Origin of the sequence: Streptomyces chattanoogensis (assembly GCF_001294335.1) — a bacterium.
Classification (GTDB): domain Bacteria; phylum Actinomycetota; class Actinomycetes; order Streptomycetales; family Streptomycetaceae; genus Streptomyces; species Streptomyces chattanoogensis.
Genome location: NZ_LGKG01000207.1, coordinates 251269 through 274793 on the forward strand (window position 1 = coordinate 251269; position 23525 = coordinate 274793).

At 70.2% G+C, this 23525-nt stretch carries 22 protein-coding genes; 11 read left to right on the top strand and 11 right to left on the bottom strand.

Going from position 1 to position 23525, the window contains the following annotated elements; translation table 11 throughout:
* Positions 1 to 41: 41 nt before the first annotated feature.
* From ADL29_RS39610 to ADL29_RS39630, 5 genes are all read left to right on the top strand, one after another.
* Positions 42 to 1067, top strand: a complete 1026-nt coding sequence (locus ADL29_RS39610) for an FAD binding domain-containing protein (protein WP_053928308.1) — start codon at positions 42 to 44, stop codon at positions 1065 to 1067.
* Complete coding sequence (locus tag ADL29_RS39615) at positions 1064 to 3304, top strand: xanthine dehydrogenase family protein molybdopterin-binding subunit (protein WP_053928309.1); 2241 nt, start codon at positions 1064 to 1066, stop codon at positions 3302 to 3304. Before ADL29_RS39610 ends, ADL29_RS39615 begins: the two co-directional genes overlap by 4 nt.
* Positions 3305 to 3549: 245 nt before the next feature.
* Positions 3550 to 4317 (top strand): GNAT family N-acetyltransferase, encoded by a 768-nt coding sequence (locus tag ADL29_RS39620; protein ID WP_053928310.1) that lies wholly within the window; start codon positions 3550 to 3552, stop codon positions 4315 to 4317.
* Between the two features lie 114 nt (positions 4318 to 4431).
* Positions 4432 to 5976, top strand: a complete 1545-nt coding sequence (locus tag ADL29_RS39625) for a GMC family oxidoreductase (RefSeq protein WP_053928311.1) — start codon at positions 4432 to 4434, stop codon at positions 5974 to 5976.
* Between the two features lie 168 nt (positions 5977 to 6144).
* Complete coding sequence (locus tag ADL29_RS39630; protein WP_053928312.1) at positions 6145 to 7140, top strand: alpha/beta fold hydrolase; 996 nt, start codon at positions 6145 to 6147, stop codon at positions 7138 to 7140.
* A gap of 55 nt (positions 7141 to 7195) precedes the next feature.
* Here the strand turns inward: ADL29_RS39630 and ADL29_RS39635 are convergent, their stop codons facing one another.
* A complete protein-coding gene (locus ADL29_RS39635) occupies positions 7196 to 7531 on the bottom strand; it encodes a putative quinol monooxygenase (protein ID WP_046929529.1) in 336 nt (111 codons plus the stop codon).
* Between the two features lie 222 nt (positions 7532 to 7753).
* On the opposite strand from ADL29_RS39635, the gene ADL29_RS39640 reads away from it, so the two are divergent.
* The gene (locus tag ADL29_RS39640) at positions 7754 to 8533 is read left to right on the top strand and encodes an aminotransferase class IV family protein (protein ID WP_053928313.1); all 780 of its coding nucleotides are present in this window, start codon (positions 7754 to 7756) and stop codon (positions 8531 to 8533) included.
* A 90-nt stretch (positions 8534 to 8623) separates the two neighbouring features.
* Positions 8624 to 8779, top strand: a complete 156-nt coding sequence (locus ADL29_RS43900) for a DUF6131 family protein (RefSeq protein ID WP_245689837.1) — start codon at positions 8624 to 8626, stop codon at positions 8777 to 8779.
* A gap of 100 nt (positions 8780 to 8879) precedes the next feature.
* On the opposite strand, the gene ADL29_RS39645 is transcribed toward ADL29_RS43900, so the two are convergent.
* Positions 8880 to 9728 (bottom strand): alpha/beta fold hydrolase, encoded by an 849-nt coding sequence (locus ADL29_RS39645; RefSeq protein WP_053928314.1) that lies wholly within the window; start codon positions 9726 to 9728, stop codon positions 8880 to 8882.
* Positions 9729 to 9801: 73 nt separating this feature from the next.
* Between ADL29_RS39645 and ADL29_RS39650 the strand changes: the two genes are divergently transcribed.
* Positions 9802 to 10260: a MarR family transcriptional regulator gene (locus ADL29_RS39650; RefSeq protein WP_053928315.1), complete on the top strand. Its 459-nt coding sequence runs from the start codon at positions 9802 to 9804 to the stop codon at positions 10258 to 10260.
* A gap of 156 nt (positions 10261 to 10416) precedes the next feature.
* Here ADL29_RS39650 and ADL29_RS42250 read toward each other — a convergent pair whose 3' ends face one another.
* From ADL29_RS42250 to ADL29_RS39665, 4 genes are all read right to left on the bottom strand, one after another.
* Positions 10417 to 10593 (bottom strand): CsbD family protein, encoded by a 177-nt coding sequence (locus tag ADL29_RS42250; RefSeq protein WP_078971626.1) that lies wholly within the window; start codon positions 10591 to 10593, stop codon positions 10417 to 10419.
* 128 nt (positions 10594 to 10721) lie between these two features.
* Positions 10722 to 11753, bottom strand: coding sequence for a cytochrome P450 (locus ADL29_RS42255; protein WP_245689826.1), 1032 nt, complete (start codon positions 11751 to 11753; stop codon positions 10722 to 10724).
* A gap of 8 nt (positions 11754 to 11761) precedes the next feature.
* Positions 11762 to 13423 (bottom strand): class I adenylate-forming enzyme family protein, encoded by a 1662-nt coding sequence (locus ADL29_RS39660; RefSeq protein ID WP_078971628.1) that lies wholly within the window; start codon positions 13421 to 13423, stop codon positions 11762 to 11764.
* A gap of 38 nt (positions 13424 to 13461) precedes the next feature.
* Positions 13462 to 13953 (bottom strand): acyl-CoA thioesterase, encoded by a 492-nt coding sequence (locus tag ADL29_RS39665; RefSeq protein ID WP_053928317.1) that lies wholly within the window; start codon positions 13951 to 13953, stop codon positions 13462 to 13464.
* Between the two features lie 373 nt (positions 13954 to 14326).
* Here ADL29_RS39665 and ADL29_RS39670 point away from each other — a divergent pair, with 373 nt between their 5' ends.
* Positions 14327 to 15511, top strand: coding sequence for an FAD-dependent monooxygenase (locus ADL29_RS39670; protein ID WP_053928318.1), 1185 nt, complete (start codon positions 14327 to 14329; stop codon positions 15509 to 15511).
* Between the two features lie 95 nt (positions 15512 to 15606).
* On the opposite strand, the gene ADL29_RS39675 is transcribed toward ADL29_RS39670, so the two are convergent.
* Together ADL29_RS39675 and ADL29_RS39680 are read right to left on the bottom strand one after the other, a co-directional pair.
* Positions 15607 to 16653 carry a methyltransferase gene (locus ADL29_RS39675; RefSeq protein ID WP_053928319.1) on the bottom strand — a complete coding sequence of 349 codons (1047 nt, stop codon included), beginning with the start codon at positions 16651 to 16653 and terminating at the stop codon, positions 15607 to 15609.
* Between the two features lie 256 nt (positions 16654 to 16909).
* On the bottom strand, positions 16910 to 17800 hold the full coding sequence (locus ADL29_RS39680; protein WP_053928320.1) for a glutathione S-transferase C-terminal domain-containing protein: 891 nt from the start codon (positions 17798 to 17800) through the stop codon (positions 16910 to 16912).
* 503 nt (positions 17801 to 18303) lie between these two features.
* Here ADL29_RS39680 and ADL29_RS39685 point away from each other — a divergent pair.
* Both ADL29_RS39685 and ADL29_RS39690 read left to right on the top strand, forming a co-directional pair.
* Complete coding sequence (locus ADL29_RS39685; RefSeq protein ID WP_053928321.1) at positions 18304 to 18762, top strand: RrF2 family transcriptional regulator; 459 nt, start codon at positions 18304 to 18306, stop codon at positions 18760 to 18762.
* Positions 18763 to 19273: 511 nt separating this feature from the next.
* Positions 19274 to 20617, top strand: coding sequence for an acyl-CoA dehydrogenase family protein (locus tag ADL29_RS39690; RefSeq protein WP_053928395.1), 1344 nt, complete (start codon positions 19274 to 19276; stop codon positions 20615 to 20617).
* A 13-nt stretch (positions 20618 to 20630) separates the two neighbouring features.
* Here ADL29_RS39690 and ADL29_RS39695 read toward each other — a convergent pair whose 3' ends face one another.
* The 3 genes from ADL29_RS39695 to ADL29_RS39705 are packed head-to-tail and all read right to left on the bottom strand — an operon-like array spanning position 20631 to position 23362.
* Positions 20631 to 21662 carry an ABC transporter substrate-binding protein gene (locus ADL29_RS39695; RefSeq protein WP_053928322.1) on the bottom strand — a complete coding sequence of 344 codons (1032 nt, stop codon included), beginning with the start codon at positions 21660 to 21662 and terminating at the stop codon, positions 20631 to 20633.
* A gap of 31 nt (positions 21663 to 21693) precedes the next feature.
* Entirely contained in the window at positions 21694 to 22557 is an 864-nt protein-coding gene (locus ADL29_RS39700; protein ID WP_053928323.1) for an ABC transporter permease, read from the bottom strand.
* Positions 22547 to 23362 carry an ABC transporter ATP-binding protein gene (locus tag ADL29_RS39705; RefSeq protein WP_046929522.1) on the bottom strand — a complete coding sequence of 272 codons (816 nt, stop codon included), beginning with the start codon at positions 23360 to 23362 and terminating at the stop codon, positions 22547 to 22549. The genes ADL29_RS39700 and ADL29_RS39705 overlap by 11 nt, the downstream gene beginning before the upstream one ends.
* Between the last annotated feature and the right edge of the window lie 163 nt (positions 23363 to 23525).

Here is a 23525-nt window from a genome sequence, read left to right on the forward strand (position 1 = left end):
GCCACCAGACCAGGCCACCAGACCAGCTGAGGAGACCTGTTGTGCGGCCCATCAGTTACTCCCGCGCCAGTGCCGTCGCCGACGCCGTCGCCGCCGTAGCCGCGGATCCCACCAGCGACTTCCTGGCCGGGGGAACCACCGAGGTGGACCTGCTGCGGCAGAACGTCCTGCTGCCGCGCCGGCTCGTGGACATCAACGACCTGCCCCTCACCCAGATCGAGGACCGGCCCGACGGCGGCCTGTACATCGGCGCCCTGGCGCGGATGAGCGAGGTGGCCGAGGCTCCCGCCGTACGCGAACGCTTCCCCATGGTCGCGCAGGCCCTGGTGCTCGGTGCGTCCGCGCAGCTGCGCAACATGGCCAGCATGGGCGGCAACATGATGCAGCGGGTGCGCTGCGGCTATTTCCGCGATGCGACCTCACTGTGCAACAAGCGCGATCCTGGCAGCGGATGCAGCGCCCTGGACGGCTTCAACCGCGGCCACGCCGTCCTCGGTGTCAGCGAGCACTGCATCGCCACCCACCCGTCGGACGTCGCCGTACCGCTGATGGCACTGGACGCCCGTATCCACACCGAGGGCCCGCACGGCCGGCAGGTCTACGCGATCGACGACTTCTTCCTGCTGCCCGGCGACACCCCGCACCTGGAGCACCCGCTGGCACACGGCGAACTGGTGGTGGGCATCGAGGTTCCGGGCCTGCGCATGGCCCGTGACTCCCGGTATCTGAAGGTCCGCGACCGTGAGTCGTACGAGTTCGCGCTGGCCTCCGTCGCCGCCGCGGTGACCATGGAGGACGGTGTCATCCGGGACGTACGGCTGGCGCTGGGCGGAGTGGCCACCAAGCCCTGGCGGGCCCGCCGTGCGGAGGAGATCCTGCGCGGAGCCCCCGCCGGCACCGAGACCTTCCGGCGGGCCGCCCGCGAGGAACTCTCCGCCGCCCGCAGCACGCCGCTCAACGCCTTCAAGACCGAGCTGGCCCAGCGGACCATGATCCGCGTCCTGGAGACGCTCACCAGCCCGGAATCCCGCCCGGACCCGGAGACCCCTACGGAGAGCCCGTCATGACCACGACCCTCGCGATCGGACAGCCCACCAACCGGGTCGACGGCCGCCACAAGGTCACCGGCGGTGCGCACTACTCCGCGGACATGCTCCTCGGGAGCATGGCGTATGCCGTCCTGGTGGGGGCGCGGGTGCCGAGCGGCCGGATCACCGGCATCGACACCGACGAGGCGCGGCAGGCCGGCGGGGTGCTCGCCATCCTCACCCACGAGAACCTGCCCAGGATCGCCGCGCAGCCCCCGCTGATCCCGTCCCTCGCGGGCATGCCCGCCCCGGGCCAGACCTTCTTCCCCCTCCAGGACGAGGTCGTGCACTACGCAGGACAGCCCGTCGCCGTCGTCGTCGCCGACACCCTGGAACGCGCCCAGCACGCGGGCGCGCTGCTCCGCGTCTCGTACGAGGAGACGCCCTCGGTCACGACGATCGACCAGGGGCGGGAGGAGGCCTACGAGCCCGAGGCGATCTTCGCCGGCTTCGTCCCCGGCCGGAACACGCGCGGCGACGTCGACGCCGGGCTGGCCCAGGCCGACGTCCGCATCGACGCCACCTACACCTTCGCCGCGAACAACCACAACCCCATCGAGCCCTCGGCCACCACCGCCGCCTGGGACGGCGACCAGCTCACCCTGCACGACGCCACGCAGGGTGTGGCGGCCACCCAGCTGACCGTGGCGGCGCTGCTCGGTCTGACCCCCTCGAAGGTGCGCGTCCTGTCCCACTACGTCGGCGGCAGCTTCGGCTGCAAGGCCATGATCTGGGCGCACCCCGCGCTGGCCGCGCTCGCCGCCCGCCGGGTCGGACGCCCCGTCAGACTCGCCCTGACCCGTGAGCAGATGTTCACGTCCGTCGGCCACCGCGAGGAGCAGGAGCAGCGGATCACCCTGGGCGCGGACAAGGAGGGCCGGCTGACCGCGCTGCGGCACCACAAGCTCTCCCCCACCTCGCACTTCGACGACTGGGCCGAGCCGTCGCTCGGCGTCGCCTCCCAGATCTACGCCTGCAAGAACTACGAGGGCATCTACCGCCTCATCCGCGCCAACACCATGACCCCCACCTTCATGCGGGCCCCCGGCGAGGCGTCCGGCATGTTCGCGCTCGAGAGCACGATGGACGACCTCGCCCACCAGCTGGGCATCGATCCCGTCGAACTCCGTCTGCGCAACTACTCCGACACCGACCCCAACACCGGCAACCCCTGGTCCAGCTCGGGGCTCAGGGAGTGCTACCAGCGCGGCGCCGAGCGCTTCGGCTGGCAGCGCCGCAACCCCGAACCCCGCTCCCACCGCGACGGCAACCGGCTGATCGGCTACGGCATGGCCACCGCCGGCTATCCCGTCTACGGCCCGAACAACCCGCAGCGCGCACGAGCCCGTCTCTACGCCGACGGGACCGCCGTGGTCCAGGCCGCGACACCCGACTTCGGCACCGGCGTCGCCACCGTCATGACCCAGGTGACCGCCGACGCCCTCGGCCTTCCCGTCGAGCGCTGCCGTTTCGAGGGCGGCGACACCACGCTGCCCACCATTGCCGCGGCGGTCGGTTCCTCAGGGGCCGGAATGATCAGCGCGGCCGTCCACACCGCGGCGTCCAACCTGCGCGACCAGCTGATCGCACAGGCCGTCACGGACACCCAGTCACCCCTGCACGGCGCGGATCCCGGAGCCGTCACCGTGCGGGACGGCCGGATGATGCTGCGCGACGCCCCGGAGACCGGCGAGAGCTACGGCGATCTGCTCCACCGCAACTTCCTCCCCGACGTCGAAGCGGCCGGCTCCTGGTCCCCGTCGCCGCAGAGCACCCGCTACGGGATGATGACGTTCGGCGCGCAGTTCGCCGAGGTGGCCGTCGATCCCGATCTCGGCGTGGCCCGGGTCCGCCGCATGGTCGGCGCGTTCGCCCCCGGCCGGGTCCTCAACGCCAAGACGGCCCGCAGCCAGCTGATGGGCGGGATGCTGTGGGGGCTGGGCCAGGCCCTCCTGGAGGCCAACTTCATGGATCCGCGCCGCGGCCGCTGGGTCGCCTCCAGCCTCGGCGACTACCTCGTACCGGTCAACGCCGACGCACCCGAGGTGGAGATCGACCTCATCGAAGTGGCCGACGACGTCGTCAATCCGCTCGGTGTGAAGGGCGTCGGAGAAGTCGGCCAGGTGGGCGCCGCAGCGGCCATCGCCAATGCCATCCATCACGCCACCGGCCGCCGCATCCGTAAGCTGCCCATCACCATCGAGGACCTGCTCTGAACGGGCGCCTGCCCGGGAGCGGAGCCTGCTCCCGGGCAGGCGCGGGCGCACCGCTGCGCGGTGATCGTCCGGTACGCGGCCCGCGATTTGCCCCGGGCCAGGGGCGGTGTGCGACAGTGGGCCGACCCGGTCGGCCGGGCGCGCGCGTGCGCAGCCGCTGCCGGGACCCCCATACCCAGAACAGACGGTGACAGCCCTGCCCTGCGCATGCCCGGCGTCGCCCTTACTCCCTTCCTCAGAGAGCGATGCAGGCAACGACTCTTCTCCCCCGGACCGGGGACCTGTTCCACCAGGGCCTGGAGCGCCAGGCCGGTGCCGCCCTACTGCGTTTCGGCGCCGCACGGCCGCGCCCGGCCGGCCGGATCAGCTGGTCCGGCCGGGGCGCCGCCGCCTGGCTGGACGACGCCCGCGGGCACGTGTGGAGCGTCGGCGAGCCCGCGGGCGCCGCCGGACTCGTCGTACGCGCCGCGCATGGCCTGCCCGACCGCGTACGGGAGTTCACCGGGCCCCGCGGCACCGATGCCCTGGTGGGCCGCCATCTGCCGGTGACCGACGTCGTGGAGTGGGTGTTCCGCTGGACGCTGGCGGAGCCGCCCGTCCACCGGGCGGAGGAGCGGGTGGCCGAGCTGGACGCCTCCCACCACGAGGAGCTGCTCGCCTTCCTCGAGGAGCACAGCCCGGCCCACTCGACCGGGCCCGGTTCGTCCGACGTCAGCCTGTGGGTGGGAATCCGCGACGGGGAAGGGGACGGGCGGCTGGTGGCCTGCGGCGCCCTGAGCAGTCTGCGGGACAGCGGCGCTCCCCTGATGGCGTCCGTCGCGACCGACGCCGCCCTGCGCGGCCAGGGTCTCGGCGCCGCCCTGACCTCATGGCTGACCCGGTACGCGGTACGCCGCCACGGGTTCTGCACCCTGTGGCAGCTCGCCGACAACACCCCCGCGGAGCGGCTCTACACCCGCCTCGGCTACCGCAATGAGGACCCCTGCGTGGCCGCGCGGATCGTCACGCCCTGACCGGCAGTACGCGCGGCCGACGCCGCATGCGACGTTCTGCCCGCCTCCCCACGGCGCCCCGCCACAATGATCACAGCCGGATGCCGGGGCACATTGCCAAGGGAGGGCCACACAGTGCCGAAGGAATTACCGCAGGATTCGCAGGAATTCGACTACATCGTCGTGGGTGCCGGGTCGGCCGGCTGCGTACTGGCCGCGCGGCTGTCCGAGGACACGGACCGTACGGTGCTGCTGCTGGAGGCCGGGCCCGCGGACACGAAGCCGGAGCTCGCCGTGCCGACCGCATGGCCCGTACTGCGGGGCACCGAGGTCGACCACGCCTACACCACGGTGCCGCAGGCCGGCACCGGCGGGACGGCGATTCCGTACCCGCGCGGCAGGACGCTCGGCGGAAGCAGCGCGATCAACGCCCTGGTGTTCCTGCGCGGACACCGCAACGACTACGACCGCTGGGCCGCGGCCGGATGTACGGGGTGGGGGTACGAGGCGCTCCTCCCCTACTTCCGGCGGATGGAGACCACGGCCGGCAAAGACCCGAAGTTCCGTGGTGACAGCGGCCCGATGCGCCCGGCGCCGGCATCGCCCCGGGACGCCAACCCGCTGTCCCAGGTCTTCGTCGACGCCGCGGTGGCGGCGGGTCACCCGAGGACCGAGGACTTCAACGGTGCCGGCCAGGAGGGCGCCGGCCGGCACGACCTGAGCATCGCCGACGGCCGGCGGCAGAGCACGGCGACCGCGTATCTGCATCCGGTCCGCGCCACGCGGCCGAATCTGACCGTGCTGACCGGCTCCCGCGCACGCCGCCTCCTCTTCGACGGCAACCGCTGTACCGGGGTGGAGTTCCAGCGCGCCGGTGAGACCCGCACCGTCCGGGCCGCCGCCGAGGTGATCGTCAGCTCCGGCGCCGTCGACTCACCACGGCTGCTCCTGCTCTCGGGCATCGGCCCCGCCGACGAGCTGCGGCGGGCCGGTGTCGAGGTCCATCACGACCTGCCCGGTGTCGGACGCAATCTGCACGACCATCCGCTCTGCCCGGTCGTCTACGAGGCCGGCCGGCCGATTCCCCCGGGGCTCACCAACCACGCGGAAGCCTCGCTCTCCTGGCGCAGCGATGCCTCCCTGCCGGGTCCCGACATGCAGCTGATGTTCATTCATGTGCCGTACTGCCCGCCCACGATGCAGGCCCCGGAGCACAGCTTCACCTTCGGCGTGGCCACCGTCCCGGAGAGCCGGGGTTCGGTACGCCTCGCCGACGCCGACCCGGACACTCCGCCGCTGATCGACCCCCACTTCCTGGGCGAGGAGTCGGACGTCCGCCGCATGCTCCATGGCATCCGGACGGCGCGGGACATCGCGGCGGCGGCCCCCTTCGCACCGTGGCGGTCACGCGAGGTGCTCCCCGGGGACGGCGTCACCGACGAGACGGCACTGCGCCGCTTCCTCGCGACCGCCACCGGGAGTTACTTCCACCCGGTGGGCAGTTGCGCGATGGGGACGGGCGCCGACGCGGTGGTCGCCCCGGACCTGACCGTGCACGGCCTGGAGGGCCTGCGGGTGGCGGATGCGTCGGTCATGCCCACGATCGTCTCCGTCAATACGAACCCCGCGGCGATGGTGATCGCGGAGAAGGCGGCCGACCTGATCGGCGGGGCGTCGTAGCGGCACCGGGCCCCAGGCTCCGGCCGGCCTCGAAGAAAAACCCGCGCCCCGGAATGCGACACCCACGGCCGTTGTTGATCACCGAGAACGAATCCAGCACCAAACCCGGTAACGAACCGAGTAGCAAGCCCCGTAACGAACCGACAGAACTCAAGCGCGGGAGGCCGTATGACCGGCACGGTCCGGCACAGCTTCATCGAGGTCAATGGCGTCAGGCTGCACATCGCCGAGCAGGGAGAGGGCCCGCTGGTCCTGTTGCTGCACGGCTTCCCGGAGAGCTGGTACTCCTGGCGGCACCAGCTCGGCCCGCTGGCCGCGGCCGGCTACCGGGTCGTGGCGCCCGACCAGCGCGGCTATGCCCGCAGCGAACAGCCCTCGGCCATCGACTCGTACAGCCTGCTGCATCTGACCGGTGATGTGATCGGGCTGATCCACGCACTGGGCGAGGAACGGGCCGTGGTCATCGGCCACGACTGGGGCGCGCCGGTCGCCTGGGTGACGGCCATGCTGCGGCCGGACGTCGTGCGCGGCGTCGGCGGACTGAGCGTCCCGCCCGTGCTGCCGGCCGGCCTGATGCCGCTGTCGGTCTCGCGGGAGCGGTACGGCGACCGCTTCTACCAGGTCCACTTCCAGCAACCGGGGCTCGCGGACGCCGAGTTGGCGCGGGACGTCCCTTCGACCTTCCGCCGCATACTGTTCGGCGGTTCCGGCGACAGCCCGTCCGCGCAGACGGGTCCGCCCGGCCCGTGGACCGTCCCCGACAACGGCAGCCTCCTGGACACCATGCCGGAGCCCGAGGCGCTGCCCGCCTGGCTCACCGAGGCCGATATCAAGGCCTTCGCCACCGACTACGCCGGCCACGGCGACCGCGCCTTCACCGGCGGTCTGAACTGGTACCGCAACATCGACCGCAACTGGGAGCTGCTCGCGCCCTTCCACGGCCGCCGGATCGACATGCCCGCGCTGTACGCCGCCGGGGACCGCGATATGGTCATCGGCCTCCGCGGAGCGGACGACACCCTGCGCCATGTCGAGCAGATGGCCCCCCGGCTGCACAGCAGCACCATCCTGCCCGGCTGCGGCCACTGGACCCAGCAGGAACGCCCCGACGATGTCAACGCGCTCCTCCTGGACTTCCTCGCCCAGCTACCCGCGTCGCGATAGGCGCGAACCCGTACCGGTGCCCCGGCGCTTGCCGCGCCGGGGCAGGCCGGTCGTCCTACGCCGGGTTGCGGGGCGTGATCTCGCCCATCTCGCCCCAGCCCTGCATGTCGGGGATCTCGGTGCTGACGATCTGCGGCCGGCCGGCAACCGCGTACGACATGGCGTCCATCGCGGCCTTGAAGTGCTCGGACTCCACGTGCTCCTTGCCCGCTTCACCGTCACGGAACGCTTCGACCAGCACGAACTGGTGCGGGTCGTCGACACTGCGGGACCACTCGAAGAACAGGTTGCCCGGCTCGCGGCGGGTGGCCTGGGTGAAGCCGTCGACGAGGTCGAGCCAGTTGTCGCTGTGTTCGGGGCGGACGGTGAACTTGACGGTGATGAAGATCATGAGGGGTCTTTCCTGGGTGTTTCCGGAGTGTCTCTTGCTGTGTGAACGTGCGGAGAAACGGCGTTGTGCCTGGTGAGCGCGGTGACATACGTAACATGTCACAGGGGCGGCCGACCGTGACGAGGTCACCCGCGCCACGCCTGCCTGACGGTGTATCAGGTAGCCCGCGGTCGCGATGCCCCTGAACCGCTGTTTCCGGCCATCCGATGCCAGACTGAGCCGATGGACCACCTCAACGGCGCCCCGGTCGACATCGCCGCCCTCAAGGCACTCGCCCTGACCAACTTCGGTCATTTCACCTCGCTGCGCGTCGACGCTGGGCGGGTCAAAGGGCTGCCGTGGCATCTCGACCGCCTGGTGCGCGACTGCCGCACCGTTTTCGACGCGGAACTGGATCGTGACCGGATCCGCTCCTACATCCGTCGCGCGGTCGGCGAACAGACCGGATCGCTGATCGTCCGGGTGACGGTCTTCGACCCTCAGCTGGGGGTGGCACAGCCGGGTGGCGATGCCCGGCCGCAGATCCTGGTCACGTGCCGGCCGGTTCCGGCCTCCTGTCCGCCGCTGCGGGTCGGCACGGTGGCGTATCAGCGGGACATGCCCGAGGTGAAACACGTCGGGCTGTTCGGGCAGCTGGCCGTCCGGCGTGCCGCACAGCGGGCGGGCTTTGACGACGCGCTGTTCACGGAGCCGGGGACCGGCGTGCTGTCCGAAGGCGGGACGTGGAACGTCGGATTCGTCGACTACCGGGACCGTGTGGTCTGGCCGGAGGCGCGGGTGCTGCCGGGGGTGACCATGCGCCTGCTTCAGCAGGTGCATACGTCGAAGACGCAGGTCCTCACCCTCGGCGACCTGCCGGACATGCGTGCCGCGTTCGCCACCAACACGGCGATCGGAGTCCGCCCGCTCTCCGCGATCGACGACATCCGGCTGGACGCGGACCACCCGGTGCTCGCCGAGCTGCGACAGCAGTACGGGGACATCCCCGGCGAACGGGTCTGAGCCCACGCCCGCGGGCCCGGCAGCGCTTGCCGTCGGGGCGGCCGGGCCGCAGAGTGAAAAGGGGACAATTATGCGGGATCGGAGCGCATGATGATAGTTCTCGGAATCATTCTCCTGGTCATTGGTTTCCTGACGGGCATAGCCATCCTGTGGACCATCGGAATCGTGCTCCTCGTCATCGGAGCGATCCTGTGGATCCTCGGCGCGATGGGACACGCGGTCGCCGGACGCAGGCATTACTGGTAGTGCAGAAGAAGGCCTCTTCGTGCAGGTGAAGGCCTCTCGGTGCCGGTGAGTGCCGCTCACTGCAGGCGAGGGCCGCTCAGTGCAGGTGAGGGCCTCTCCGTCACGGCTTCTCCAGGAATTCCAGGATCATGCGAGGGAGCGTGGCCGCCTGGGTGAACGGGATCCCATGGTGGGAAAGACCGGGGAGTACGGCGGTTGCGGCGTGCGGCAGGTGGCGGCGCGCCCCCGCCTCGACGCGCCGGATGTCGTGCGCCCGGCTGTCCCCGGCCAGCAGCACCAGCGTCGGCACGGTCGAGTCGCGCAGCTGCCGGGGCCGCGGGCGCCTGCCCACGACGGGCTTCGCGTCCGGGAACTCGGCAGCGAGGCCGTACAGTTCGAGCCATCCGGGGTCGGCTTCCGCGCCGCCGGTCTCCCAGGCGAGAAACCTGCGGGCCCGCTCCACGGTGGGCCTGACGAGCAGGGGCAGCGCGCGCAGCAGATAGGCGACCCGGTACCCGGCGAAGCACTGGGTGGGGTCGAGGAGGACGAGCCTGCGGACCCGCTCCGCCGCGCGCAGCGCATACGTGAGGGCGATCCAGCCGCCGTACGAGTGCCCGCACAGATCCACGCGCGCCAGGCCCAGGCCGTCGAAGACACCGTCCAGCCAGCCGTGAAGATCAGCGACGGAGCGGATCGGCCGGTCGCCGCGCACGCTGCGGCCCGGCTCGCCGATCCGGTCGATGGCGTAAAGGCGCCGGGTACGGCCCAGCTCGGCCACGTCGGCGCCCCACATCGGTGACGCGGCACCGCCACCGTGCACCAGCACCAGCGGCTCTCCGTCCTCGGGGCCGCATGCGGTGACCCTGGTCGTGCCGTACGCCGACACGAGATCCAGCCGCTCGACGGGCAGCGGCCAGCGGTCGAGGAGGGCGTCGTACGCGGCGAGGAAGCGGGGCAGCTTTTCGGTCATCGGAGTCCCCCCGGGCAGATGTGTTGCCGAGCAAGTATCTCGTTGAGCGAGATACTATGTCACTGTGGTCACTATGAGCGAAGGAGAGCCCGGTCTGCAGGTGGTGCACCAGCTGCGCTCGGTCACCGTCGAACTCGACCTGCTCGGAGCGGAGTTCGCACAGCGGAACGGGCTCCATCCGACCGATCTGCGCGCCCTGATCTGCCTGCTGGACGCGGCGCGGTCGGACACCCCCGTCACACCGGGCCGGCTCGGCGCGCAGCTCGGTGTGAACTCCGCAGGCACCACGGCCCTCGTCGACCGGCTGGAGCGGCTCGGGCATGTGCGGCGCGTCCGGGACACCCGCGACCGGCGGCGGGTGCTGCTCGAGGTCGATGAACGGGCGGTCGCCCTTGGGGAGTTGTTCTTCGGGCCGCTGATCACGGAGATCGTCGCGGCGATGGGGACGTTCACCGCATCGGAGGCGGAGACGGTCCAGCGGTTTCTGCTCATGGTGCAGAAGATCATTGCCGGACAGCGAGATCGCCCGTGATCACCCGTGATCCCTCGTGAGCGCGGCCCGGAGCCGTAGGGCGGGGAAATAGGACGGGCAAGGGTGACGAGGGCCGGGCGCGACACCGGCCGTGGAAGCGCCCGAGTGCGGACACCCGGGCGCTTCCACGCCGGGCCGTCACACAGCGGCGGGGCCTCATCCGTGCTTGAGCGTATCCCTGGCCTTCTCCGCCGCGTGCTTCACCTTGCCCTTGATCTTTTCGGCCTTGCCCTTCAGATGCAGGCTTTCGTTGCCCACGGCCTGCCCTGTCGTTTCCTTGGTCTTTCCCTCGGCGATTTCGCCGACATGCTTGGACTTCTTTCCGATGCCCATGCTGTGCTCCTTCAGAGGCTTCGGTAGGGCCGGACGGACCCGGTCTCACCAGCCGTTCCGCCGTTCTCCGGTTGAATTGTCCCCCACTGCGGGCGCATCCGCCCGGCCGGGCAGCTGTGGTGAAGCGTTTAACAACCTGGCGTACTCGCCCCGAACCGGACCGGCAGCCGCAGCGGTCCGCGGACGAGCAGCCCGCCGTGCCACGGCAGCGCCTCGGGATCGGTGTCCAGCGCCAGGGACGGGACCCGCTCCAGCAGGGAGCGCAGGGCGATACGGGCCTCGAGGCGGGCGAGCGGGGCGCCCAGGCAGTAGTGCATCCCGTGGCCGAAGGCGAGGTGGCCGAGGGCAGTGGCGGAGCGGCCGTCCGAGAAGGAGCCGCGGCGGATGTCGAAGCGGTCCGGCTCGGGGAACCTCGCCGGATCGCGTCCGGCGTCGGCCAGCACCGGCAGCACCAGCTGTCCGCCGCCGGGGACGACGGTGCCCGCGATGTCGACGGACTCCCGGGTGAACCGGTACGTCGGGGTCTCCACCGGACCGTCGTAGCGCAGCATCTCCTCGACCGCGCCCTCGCCCAGCGAGAGGTCGGCGCGCAGGGCGGCCAGCTGGTCGGGGTGGCGCAGCAGCGCGAGGACGCCGTTGGAGATGAGGTTGGCGGTGGTCTCGTAGCCGCCGATGAGGAGCACCCAGGTCATGCCGAGCAGTTCGTCCGCGGTGAGCCGGTCGCCGTCCTCGTCGATGGTGTGCAGGAGTCCGCTGAGCAGGTCCTCCCCCGGTTCTCTGGGGCCCAGGTCCATGGGCAATGGGGCGGAGATGAGACCTGCCTGCACACAGGCCAGGTTGAGCGCGCCCGACTGCCAGCAGTTGGGCAGCTCGTAGGCCACCACCTCCCCCGGCTCCAGCCCCGCCCCGCGCAGTGCCCCGGCCCAGCGGTCCACGGTGTCGGCCAGCTGGGTGTAGGTGAGGAGGGTGCGTCCTCCGGCGGCCTCGTGTGCGTCGATGGCGATGCGCTGCGGCCAGGTCCGGGCGGCCTTCCGCAGGTCGTCGATGATGGTGAGGGGACGCCACAGTCCGGACGTGCGGTAAGTGCTGGCCGTGGCGGGGTCCGCTCGGATGTCCGCAAGGTGCAGACCGTCACCGCCGGGTTGTTCTTCAGGACGCATCGGACTTCTCATTCCTCGTGCCCTCCATGCGCCGGCGTCGGTGCGCCCGGCTGCGGTTCCGCGGGCTGGTAGGCGTCCCGCATCGCTCGTTTGAGGGCCTTGCCGGTGATGCCCACGTAGGCGTCCGTCTCCTTGATCACGAGCCGGTCGATGTGGGGCAACCGGGCCTGGGAGAGGGCGGAGTTGATCCGCCGGCGGAGGGTTTCCGGGTGGGTTTCCGGGTGGGTTTTCCCGTCCTCGGGAGAGAGATCGACGGTGAGAACCAGCTGCCGGGATTCCGCCCCCGCTTGCACGGCATCTCGCCCTTCCTCGGCGCCGGTGCAGGCATCTGTGTGGATCAGCGAACAGTCGAATATCTCCGGGACATGGCGGAGGATCAGCTCCTCCATCTGGCAGCTGTATACGGTTCCTTGACGGGTGGCGATGCTGTCGGACGCACGGTCGACGTGGTAGAAGCGACCGCTCTCGTCGCGATAGGCGAGGTCACCGGTGAGCCAATAGCCACGCACCCGGTTCTTCTCACTCCGCAGCGAGTCATTCCAGTAACCCGCCGTAACGGTCGGGGATTTCAGCGCGAGCCGTCCCACCGTGCCGCAGGCCGCCGGCTCGTCGGTGTCGTCGAAGACCTGGGCGTCGATCCAGTCGAAGGGGCGGCCTATGCACCGGCCGTAACGGTCGCTGGTCGCGGAATGCACCTGCCGGAACATCGCGAAACCGAACTCCGACGAACCGAAATTGTCGATGAAGAGGGAACCCGGCGCCATGGCCCCGGTGCGGTCACGGTGGTTCCCCAGACGGACGAGCCTTCTGATGTGCCGTTCGTGACTGGCGTCGCCGGTGGAAAGCCAGCGCGACACCGACCCGAAGTCGTATGCGTCCAGGTCGAGCCGGCTCAGGTCGACAAAGACCTTGGGGAAGGCGGCGACCAGTGCGGGCCGGAACTCCTCGATGCGTGCCGCCAGTTGCTGCGGCTCGCGCTCGGTGGCCAACAGGATCCGGGCGCCTCGTGCCACACAGGACATCAGCACGGAAAGGGCCGAGGCATGGCTTTGCGGGAGCGCGGAGAGAACACGGTGTCCGAGATCCGCCCCGATCTCCTGCCTGATGCCGTAGAAGAAGCCCCGGTGGTTGAACTGAACCGCCTTCGGCACACCGGTGGCCCCGGAGGTGTGCGCGATGAGGACGGGGTCATCGTCCGTATGGGTGAAGGCCCGGAAGGGCTCGGTGGCGTACGGGTCCTCGTCGTAATAAGGGATCTCCAGCGCGGCCCCGGGAAGCCTGCCGTCGCTGACCACTGCCACCGCGCCGACGTGCGAGAGGAACCGGGCCGCGATATCCGGTGTCAGCCGACCGTTGAGGAAGACGGGAATCGCACCGATCTTTGTGAGGGCGATGTAGTGGAGCAGATAGCGCACGCTCTCGTCCAGATACAGCGCTACCGGATCCTTGGGCCGGATGCCGTCCCGGTAAAATCCCGCGGCCACCCGGTCGGACAGCGCATCGAGTTCGCCGAGGGAAAGCTGCCGGGCGAGTCCGCCTTTCGGGTGGCGGTAGGCCTTGTCCAGCTCGATGACACTGTTCTCGGCATCCGAGCCGACGGCTGCCGCCAGGCGGAAGAAATTGCCCGCGCCCAGGCCCGGTATGCGCAGCACCTCGTCTGTCCTTGTCATTCCGCTGTCCTTGTCATTCCGCTTCCTCCTCCCGCCCGTCAGACATCGAGCGCCGGGGAACGGCGGCTCTGCATGGCGCCACGGATGTCGTCGGGGATCGGGATCGGCCGGCGCGAGTCGAGCGACACACACACCAGAACGGCCTTGATCCGCACGCGTACGTCGGCCGGGTCGGAGCCCGTGCAGGAGAAGCGGAGATGGATCGAGCTTGTCCCGATCCGGTCCACCGACAGGGTGAACTGCACGGTGTCGCCCACTCTGCTCGGCGACAGAAAGTCGCATTCGAGCCGGATGGCGGGGATGCCGATATCTCGCTCCGCGAAGAGACCCGCGTAATCGATGGCCAACCCGGTTTCGAACCACTCCTGCAGAACTTCGTTCATCAGCAGCAGATACTGCGGGTAGAACACGATTCCGGCGGGATCGCAGTGATGGAACCAGATCTTCTTCTCGCGGATGAATTTATCGCGGATGAACGTATCGCGGATGGATGCACGCGTCGCACCGGCGTTCGTGGCGGCGTCGTCCATGATCCCTGACCCACTCCTCCGGCTCCTCGACGAGGCCGGTCCGGTTCCGGGGCTTCTTCCGGTACCAGCTCCGAGAATTCGCGCGAGAATTCGCGGTGCACCGTGCGGAAATATCCCTGGACTTGAGAGATCCGCCGCCCAGCGGCAGGAAATCACAGGCCAGCCTCAGGACCAGTGAGCAGGACCACTAAGCAGGACCAGTAACAGGCCGGCCATAAGCCGGGAATGAGGCAGCGGCTGCTGACAATTGCTCTCGCCCTTAAACGTTCGGCTGCCGCCCGCGCGCTGTCAAACGGTGGCCGTTACCGGAATGCCGCTCCTTATCGGTTCTGCTTCGCTGAAGGGTGAACCCCGACGTGCAGGGAGCGCACCAGTGGCCAGAACCGCCGTCCACGCTGCCGACATCCTGGTCGCGGGCGCGGGGATCGGCGGGCTGACAACGGCCCTGGCACTGCACGCCCGCGGCATCACCGCGACCGTGCTGGAGGCCGCCGACGAGATCCGTCCGCTGGGGGTCGGGATCAACATCCAGCCCGCCGCCATCGCCGCATTGACGGCCCTCGGGCTCGGCGGTGCGCTGGCGGCGACCGGCATTCCCACGCGCGAGCACCGGCGCCTCGACCACACCGGCACCACACTGTGGACGGAACCGCGCGGCCTCGCCGCCGGACACCCGTATCCGCAGTACTCCATCCACCGCGGGGAACTGCAGCTCTTGCTGCTGGCAGCGGTCCGCGACCGGCTCGGCCCGGATGCGGTCCGTACGGGCGCCCGCGTGCAGGCCTTCGCGCACACCCGCGCCGGCGTCCGCGCGCACACCCACCACCAGGCCACCGGCACCACCGCCTCGTTCGACGGCCGAGCGCTGATCGGCGCCGACGGACTGCACTCCGCCGTGCGCGCCCAGCTCCACCCCGGTCAGGCCCGGCCGTCCGCGGCCGGTGTGCGCATGTGGCGTGGCATGACGGAGGTCGAGGGCTTCCTCGACGGCCGCACCATGATCTTCGCCACGGACGACCGGGCCGCCCGGCTGATCGCCTACCCGGTCTCGACCCGCCACGCCGAACGCGGCCGGGCCCTGCTCAACAGGGTGTGCCTGGTTCCGACGACCGCACCGGACGACCCGGACGCGCCGGGTGAGCCGGATGACTCGAGCGGGCCGGACGACAGCGCCTTCCACCGCCCCGCTCGGCTCGACGACGTACTGCCGCACTACGCGCACTGGGATTTCGGCTGGCTCGACATCCCGGACCTGCTCGCCCGCAGCCCCCGCATCCTGCACTACCCGATGGTCGACCGCGATCCGCTGCCCAGTTGGTGGCACGGCCGCGTCACCCTGCTGGGCGACGCCGCCCATCCGATGTACCCGATCGGCGCCGACGGCGCCTCCCAGGCCATCCTCGACGCCGCCGCCCTCGCCTCCCACGTCGCCCGGCACAGCGATATCGTCACGGCGCTCCACCAGTACGAAACCGCCCGGCGTCCCGCCACCACGGCCGTCGTCCACACCAACCGGGACATGGACCACGCCGAACGCGTCACTGCCGATCCGGCCTGACGGCACCCACCTCGACTGCCACAACCAGGCCGCGCCGCAGGGACATCAGTCAGGTTGTGCCTCAGGGATATCAGTCGGGCTGGGCCTCAGGGGTATCAGTCAGGCTGTGCCTCAATCAGGCAGATATGGCTGCCCTCCGCCAGCGGAGTGACGGAGACAACTGCCAGTCCCGACCGCCCACACAGCTTCTCGAACTCGGCGCGGGAACGCTCCCGCCCGCCGAAGTTCACCAGCATGTTGAGGTCGCTCAGATACGCCAGCCCCTCCTGCCTCCCGTCCGCACACTCTGGCAGCACCGGTTCGACAATCAGCACCCGTCCGTTCCCCGGCAGTGCCCCACGGCAGTGGCCGAGAATGATGGCGCACTGCTCGTCGGTCCAGTCATGCAGCACGCTCTTGAGAACATGGGCGTCGGCGCCCCGAGGCGCGGCGACGAGGAAGTCTCCGGTCACCAGGTCGCACCGTCCGGCCAGCCCCTTGCGCTCGAGTACGGACGGCGCCTGGGCGAGGCCCTCGGCGGTGTCGTAGACGATGCCGCGCAGCTCCGGATGGGCGCTGAGCAAGACGGAGATCAGTGTCCCGTCGCCGCCGCCCACATCGGCCACCGCCGTGAAGCGGCCGAAGTCGTAGGCGTACGGCAGGAGTTCGGCCAAGTCCCGGGTGGCCTGGCTCATCGCGGTGTTGAACTGCTCGGACAGCAACGGGTGCCGCTTGAGGTGGCCGAAGAAGTCCCTGCCGAAGACCGTGTCGAAGGCCCTTTCGCCGGTACGGACGCTGTCCTCCAGGTGCTCCCAGGCACGCAGCATGGTGGGTTCGGCGAACATCGTCACCAAGGCGGCCATCGATTCGGGATGGTCGCGGCGCAGCAGGACGCCGGTCGTGGTGGTGGCGAACGTATCGGGCGCGGTCTCGCTGAGCAGACCGAGCCCGGCCAGGGCACGCAGCAGCCGGGCGGTGGCCCCGGGATCCGTGGCGCACCGGGCCGCCAGCTCTTCGGCGTGCCACGCCTGGTCCCCGATGCGGTCGAAGACCGCCATACGGACGGCAGTGCCGATCAGCTGGGTCGCCATGGCCCCGAACGCCAGCCGGCTCACGCGCCGGCGATCCTGGGCTCCGGGCAGCGGCCGCGCGGTGCCGGCCATGCGGGTCCTCCTGACGGTCCGGTGTCTTCCGGCCTTTGGTCGAAGGTGCCGTAAGGGGGCCCCTCACCTGCACTGCGCTCGCTCGCGGCGCCGCAGTGTCCACCTGGTTGGGCTATCCCGTCCTTGCTCCTCTTCGTTGTGCACCGTTGCTGCCCTCCGCGCAGCGCTCAGCGGCCGGATCACCAGGCAGGCGACGCGAAGGGCGCCACGCTCGGGCAACCGGGCTGCCCGGCCGTTCCCGGCATTCCGTCAGTGATCAGTGACGGCTCGGCGTGACGGTCCCCGGCCGACGCGCCGCCGTCCAGTCCACGATCTGCACCGCTGCCCCGGCCGCTTCCTGCCCCTGGCAGCGGGCGTGGTGCCGGCGCGCGATCCCGGCCAGATCGAGGTGGGAGCCGAACTCCGGCAGCGCCGCCAGGCGGCGGGCGTACGACCACAGCCGCCGGTGACCGGCGATGCGGTGTACCGCCGCGGCATCCAGATGCCAGCGGTGCACGGTGTCGAGCTGGACCAGGGTCACCCACAACTGGACGTCGGCCGAGGTGAGTTGAGCGCCGAGAACATACTCCCGGCCGTCCAGCCGCCGCTCGAACCAGTCCAGCGCGCCGAGCAGGGTGCCCAGCGCGGCCTCGTACTCCGGGCTTTCGGCGCCGAGCCGGCCGGCGCTCTGCGCGGCCTCGTTGATGCCGTGCTCGCACAGCCGGCCGACCTCCTCGATGCCGCCCCGGGCATGCCGCGGATACAGCACGGGACCGTGGTCGCCGAACCGCTCGGCCAGATCGCGCAGGATGTCAGGGGCGTGCGTGCTGACGATCCGCCCCGTCCAACCATCACTGAGCACCGGCGCCGCGGCCGGCCCGGGGTGCTGGTGCGAGCTGGCCTCGTACAGCGGGCGCAGCGCGGAGTGCTCGCCGCCCGGACCGTCGGGGACCGCGGGCAGCAGCGTCACCGGGAGGGTGTCGCCGAGCTCCAGCAGGCTATGGGTGATGGCGATCCCCAGACACTGCGGACAGGACAGTGACAGGTGCAGTCGGTACCGGTGGGCAACGGCATAGTGACCGCTGCGCGCATCACAGCCGATCCTGCCCCGGAGCGACGGCACGGCGGCAGTCCGGGAAGCGATGGACGAGTCAGACGTGGCAGTCATGCCGGACGTGGCAGGCGTGGCAGGCGTAGCGGTCATGCTGTGACTCCCTGGGTCTGGGGCCGCGGTTCGCGGACGTACGGCGGAGAGCGCAGACGGATGTGCGACGGGCGGGCGCATACAGAAGGGCGCGGGTGCGGACCGGGCGCGGACGGCGAGACGAAGGGACACGTGGTGTACGCGCAGTGGCCCCACGCGGACGAACGGCACGGGCAACGGAACGGGGCCGGGCCGGAGCCGCCCCGTCATCGCCTCAGCCGAGAGGGCGACTTGCCGCGCTGCAGACGCGCAGGAGGTCGATGTGCCGGCGCGAGGTCAGAAGGGGAAGCCGCTGGGCCGCGCAGACCGCGCGGTCGGTGTCCAGCGCCGTACGCCCCATGAATTCCCACCCGTTCGCCAGGGTTCCCGCCCCCGAGTGTCGAGCCACAGTCGAGCGGCGTCAAGAGTGCCGTACGCCCCGGAGAGCCCGGGCACCCCCGCCCCTCCCCTACGGGGATAATGCCCCCATGCGGATTTCAGCCAGGGCGGACTATGCGGTGCGTGCCGCACTGCAACTCGCTGATGCCCGGGATGCGGGGCCGCTCAAGGCGGAGGCCATCGCCGAGGCTCAGGACATTCCGCATAAATTCCTCGAAGGCATCCTCAACGACATGCGCCGGGGCGGACTCGTCCGCAGCCAGCGCGGCGGCAACGGCGGCTACCGGCTGGCCAAGCCCGCGCAGGACATCAGCATCGCGGACGTCATCCGCGTCGTGGACGGCCCGCTGGTGTCGGTACGCGGCGTCCGCCCGCCCGAGTTGTCCTACTCCGGCCCCGCCGCATCACTGCTGCCCCTGTGGATCGCCCTGCGGGCCAACGTCCGCCAGATCCTCGACGGTGTGTCACTGGCGGATGTCGCAACCGCCGACCTGCCCGCCCCGGTGTCCGCACTGACCGAGGACCCCGCCTCCTGGACGAACCCTTAGGCGACTTCCTCCGGATCGCCGACCGCCAAACCGGCGCGGAACAGGCGGAACAGGCGGAACAGGAACAGGTGGAACAGGCGGATCAGGTGGGTTTCCCCGGGGCGGCACCCTCTACGATCTTTGGCCTGCGGATCCCCTAGGGGACGTTCGAACAGATCCCCTAGGGGATGCGGGCGCCCCTTGCAGGCCACAACGTGGCTGGGGCGCGCAGTATTCCCGGAGGCCGGGCCGTATCCCTGTGTGGCCGGGCCGGACGGTATTCCCGGGAGGCGTTCAGGGCCTGAGCCGATCGGCCGGGGGCCTCGCCCGGCGTCCGGATGGCAATCCTCGGCTGTCCATCCCTCGAACACCCCTTGCTCCGCCCGGAGTCCGGAAGCATTCTTATTCCCTACCAATCCAGTGGGAAAACTAGGGAAGTCGGAGGTGGCGGCGGCCGTGAGGGCGCTGGTCCGGGCCGCTCCCGGCCGACACTCACCGGCCCACCCCACCCGACAGGACGGTGAACGACGCCATGCCGAAGAAGTCCGCCACCCGCATCGCCTCCGCGTCCCCGCAGCCCAACGGCGCGGCCGATACGGGGATGTGGCTGCGCGTCACCCGCGAACTCGCGGACGACCTCGCCGTCGATGCGCTCGTCCGTGACCGGGGCGGCAAGCCTCCCTTCGACGAGATCTCGCGGCTGCGCGAGGCCGGGCTGCCGGCGCTGCTTTTGCCGCCCGGCCCGCTGGGCAGGGGCGCTGACTGGCGTACCGCCTGTGCGGTCATCCGGGACATCTCGGCGGCCGACAGCTCCATCGGCGAACTGCTCGCCCGGCACTACGTCCTGTCGTGGGCCCCGCGGTTCTTTGGAACCCCGGAGAGCGCGGACCGCCTCGAACTCCGAGCGGCCGAGGAGCAGTGGCTGTGGGGCGGCGGCACGGACGTTCCGGCGGCAGGGCTGGGGACGGCGTCAGGGGAAGGAATCGGGACCGGAATCGGGACCGGAATCGGGACAGGGGCGGAGACGGGAGCGGCGCGAGGGCCCGAGCTCACGCTCACGCCGGCGCCGGGCGGGTACGTCCTCAAGGGACGCAAGGGCTTCTCCACGGGCGTGGGCGTCGCCGACCGCCTGGCGCTCGGCGCGGTCTGTTCCGAAACCGGCGAGTCGCTGATCGTGGTGGTGGACCCGGCGCACCCTGCCGTGACGACCGACCCGGCGCACGACCGCCTCGGACAGCGGCTCACCGCGGCGGGCAGCATCGGCTTCGACAGCGTCCCGGTGGCCCCGGACCACGTACTCGGCGCCGTCCCGCGCGACGAGCACGATCTCTCCCCCTTCGCCGCGCTCGCCCCCTTGGCGCTCCGGCTGGCGCTCGTCCATGTCGCCCTGGGCATCGCCGAAGGAGCGCTGGCCGAGGCGCGGGACTTCAGCCGTACCGCGCCCCGTACCTGGGCGGTCACGGTCCCGGACGACGCCGCATACGCGGCCGGCCCGGGCCGGGACCCCTATCTCCTTCTCGCCTACGGGGAGCTGGTGGCCGCCGCCCACACCGCCGCGGCGGTCGTCGAACCGGCCACGGAAGCCCTGGCAAGAGGCCTGCTCCTGGGGCAGGAACTCGGCGTCGACGAGCGCGCCGACATCGCCGTCCTGGTCGCCGCGGCCGAGGCCGTCACCGGCAAGGCCGCCATGCAGATCACCACCCGCATCATGGAACTCACCGACGGCGCCGGCTCCCCCGCCGACGACCCGGGTTTCGACAGGTTCTGGCGCAACGCCCGCGTCCTGACCGCACAGGGCTCCCTCACCCACAGCCTCCGCGATATCGGCGACCATTATCTGAACGGGACACATCCGGCCCTGACGCTGCGCGTGTGAGTGCGAGGTCCGATCAGCCCGACTTCTTGACGAATTCCGTGGTGTAGGTCTTGTTCAGGTCCACCGTGGCGTTCTTCAGGTTCGGGTTGAAGGACTTGAGGACCCGCTCGACGGTGGCCGGCCCGTCGGTCGGCATGACTCCGTCCTTGGTGAACATCGGCAGGGTGTCCTTGATGGACTGGGCGTACAGCTCCTTGCCGCCCTCCGCGTAGTCGGACGGCATCTTGGCGGCGATCTGCTCGGGGGTGTGGGTGGACATCCACTTGAGAGTCTTCACAAAGGCGTTGGCCAGCTTCTGCACAGTGCCCTTGTGGCTGTTCACCCAGTCGGTGTTCATGTAGAGGCTGGAGGAGGGGTACGGGCCGCCCAGTGCCTGCTTCGAGCCTTCCGGGGTGCGCATATCGACGAGCACCTTGCCGAGGTTCTTCTTCACGACCTGTGCGACCGTGGGGTCGGTCGTCATTCCGCCCTGGATCGAACCCTGTTGGAGGGCGGAGATAAAGGTCTGGCCGGCGCCGACCGCCACCGGGGTGAATTCCTGTGGCTGTACACCGTGCTTGACCCCGAGGTATTTGGTCAGGAAGTCGGTGGACGAGCCGAGGCCCGTGACGCCGAGCTTCTTGCCCTTGAAGTCCTTGGGAGAGGTGAGGTCGTCGGCTGCCTTGTTCGCGACGACCTCGACCTCGCCGGGGGCGTGCGCCAGCTGCACCACCGACTCCACGTGCTTGCCCTTGACCTGGAGATCGAGGGTGTGGTCGTAGAACCCGACGACACCCTGCACATCGCCGGAGACGAGCGAGGTGGTGGCCTGTACGCCGGCCGGTTCGGTGAGCAGGGTGACGTCGACGCCCTCGGCCTCGAAATAGCCCAGTTGCTGGGTGAGTCTCGCGGGGAGGTAGATGACCTTGTCGAGGCCGCCCACCATGATCTTGACACTGCCGTCGTCCTCGGGGACGGCGCTCGTGGAGCCGCCGCCGCAGGCGGTGAGGGTGGCGGTGAGGGCGAGGGTGACGGCGGCGGCCGACAGCTTGAGCGGAGTACGCATGATCACGTCCTGAGGAGAGATGGGGTGGGGTTCAGCGGCCGGTGGAGGTGTCGGCCGGCTTCCAGCGGAAGAGCCTCTTTTCGAGGAAGGCCAGCAGCCCTTCGGCGAGCAGGGCGACGACGGCGAGGATCACCATGGCCGCGTAGACACCGGCCGCGTTGAAGGTGCCCTGCGAGGCGGAGACCAGCAGGCCGAGGCCCTTGGTCGCGCCGATGTACTCGCCGACGATCGCGCCGATCAGGGCGAAGCCGAAGCTGACGTGCAGGCTGGTGAAGATCCAGGAGGTGGCGGAGGGGATCACCACCTGGAGGGTGACCTGGCGGTTGCTCGCGCCGAGGATCCGGGAGTTGGCGACCAGATTGCGGTCGACCTCCCGGGCACCCTGGAAGGCGTTGAAGAAGACCGGGAAGAAGACGAGGACGACGGCGGAGGCGACCTTGGAGGCCGGGCCGAGGCCGAACCAGATGAGGAAGATGGGGGCCAGGACGATTCTCGGCAGGGCGTTGAGGACCTTGATGTACGGGCCGAGCACATCGGCGAGGAAGCGGATCCGGCCGAGTGCGATGCCCAGCACCACGCCGCCGATGACGCCGATGACCCAGCCCAGGAGCGCCTCGTAGAGCGTGTACCAGATCTGCTCCCACAACGGGCCCTGCGGCGTGCCGTGCAGCGCCCACTGGCTGATCTGGTCCCAGATCTTCGAGGGCATCGAGAAGTTGAAGGGGTCAATGACGGCGGCTCGGGCCAGCCCTTCCCAGGCGGCGAGCAAGCCGAGGAGGAGCAGCACCCTGGTGCCGTGGACCAGGAGTCTGCGGTTGCGGGCGGTGCGGGCCCGTTCCCGGGAGCGGTCGGATGCCGTGGCGGCCTTGCGCAGGGTCGAAGACTCAGGCGGCATGTGCGGCGCCCCTCTCGCGGGTGATCCGCACCTCTTCGCCGAGCGAGGACCAGATCTCCCGGTAGATCTCGACGAAGCGCGGCTCCAGCCGCACCGACTCGACCCGGCGGGGGCGCGGCAGGTCGATGGCGAAGACCTCCTTGACGGTCGCGGGGCCCGCCGTCATCACCACCACCTTGTCGGCGAGGGCGATCGACTCCTCGAGGTCGTGGGTGACGAAGACGACGGAGGCGCCGGTTCCCGACCAGAGTTCGAGGAGCTCGTCCGACATCAGGGCCCGGGTCTGTACGTCGAGGGCGGAGAACGGCTCGTCCATGAGCAGCAGCTCGGGGTCGTTGACGAAGGTCGCGGCGAGGGCAACGCGTTTGCGCTGGCCGCCGGAGAGCTGATGGGGATAGCGGTCCTCGAAGGACGCCAGGCCGACCCGGGCGAGCCAGTCACGCGCCCGCCGCTTCGCCTCCTTCTTGGGTACGCCGCGGAACCGGGGTCCGGCCATCACATTCGATAGCACGGTGCGCCAGGGGAAGACGGCGTCCTGCTGGAAGACGAACCCGGTGGTGTCGCCGATGCCGGTGACCGGCCGGCCGGCGACCAGGACGTCACCGGTCGTGGGCTCCTCCAGTCCGCTGATCAGCGTCAGGGTCGTGGACTTGCCGCATCCGGTGGGGCCGACGACGGCGACGAATTCGCCTCGCTCGACGACCAGATCAAGATCCCTGACGGCGGTGTGCGACGCTCCGGACGGGGTCCGGAACACCTTGCTCGCTCCCCGCAGTTCGATCGCGGGGCTGGAGTGGCTGTTCATGGCCCGGGAGGCTAGGAGCCACCCGGGCCGCCGCGGGCCTTGTGGGCGCAAGCCGCCTTTCTGCTCACAATCCCTGTTGTGCTCGTTTTGCTCACGCTAGAACAACGGAAGTCTCACGGAGGGGTGGGCAGTTGCTCACGGACGGCTTACGGTGCGGTCATCG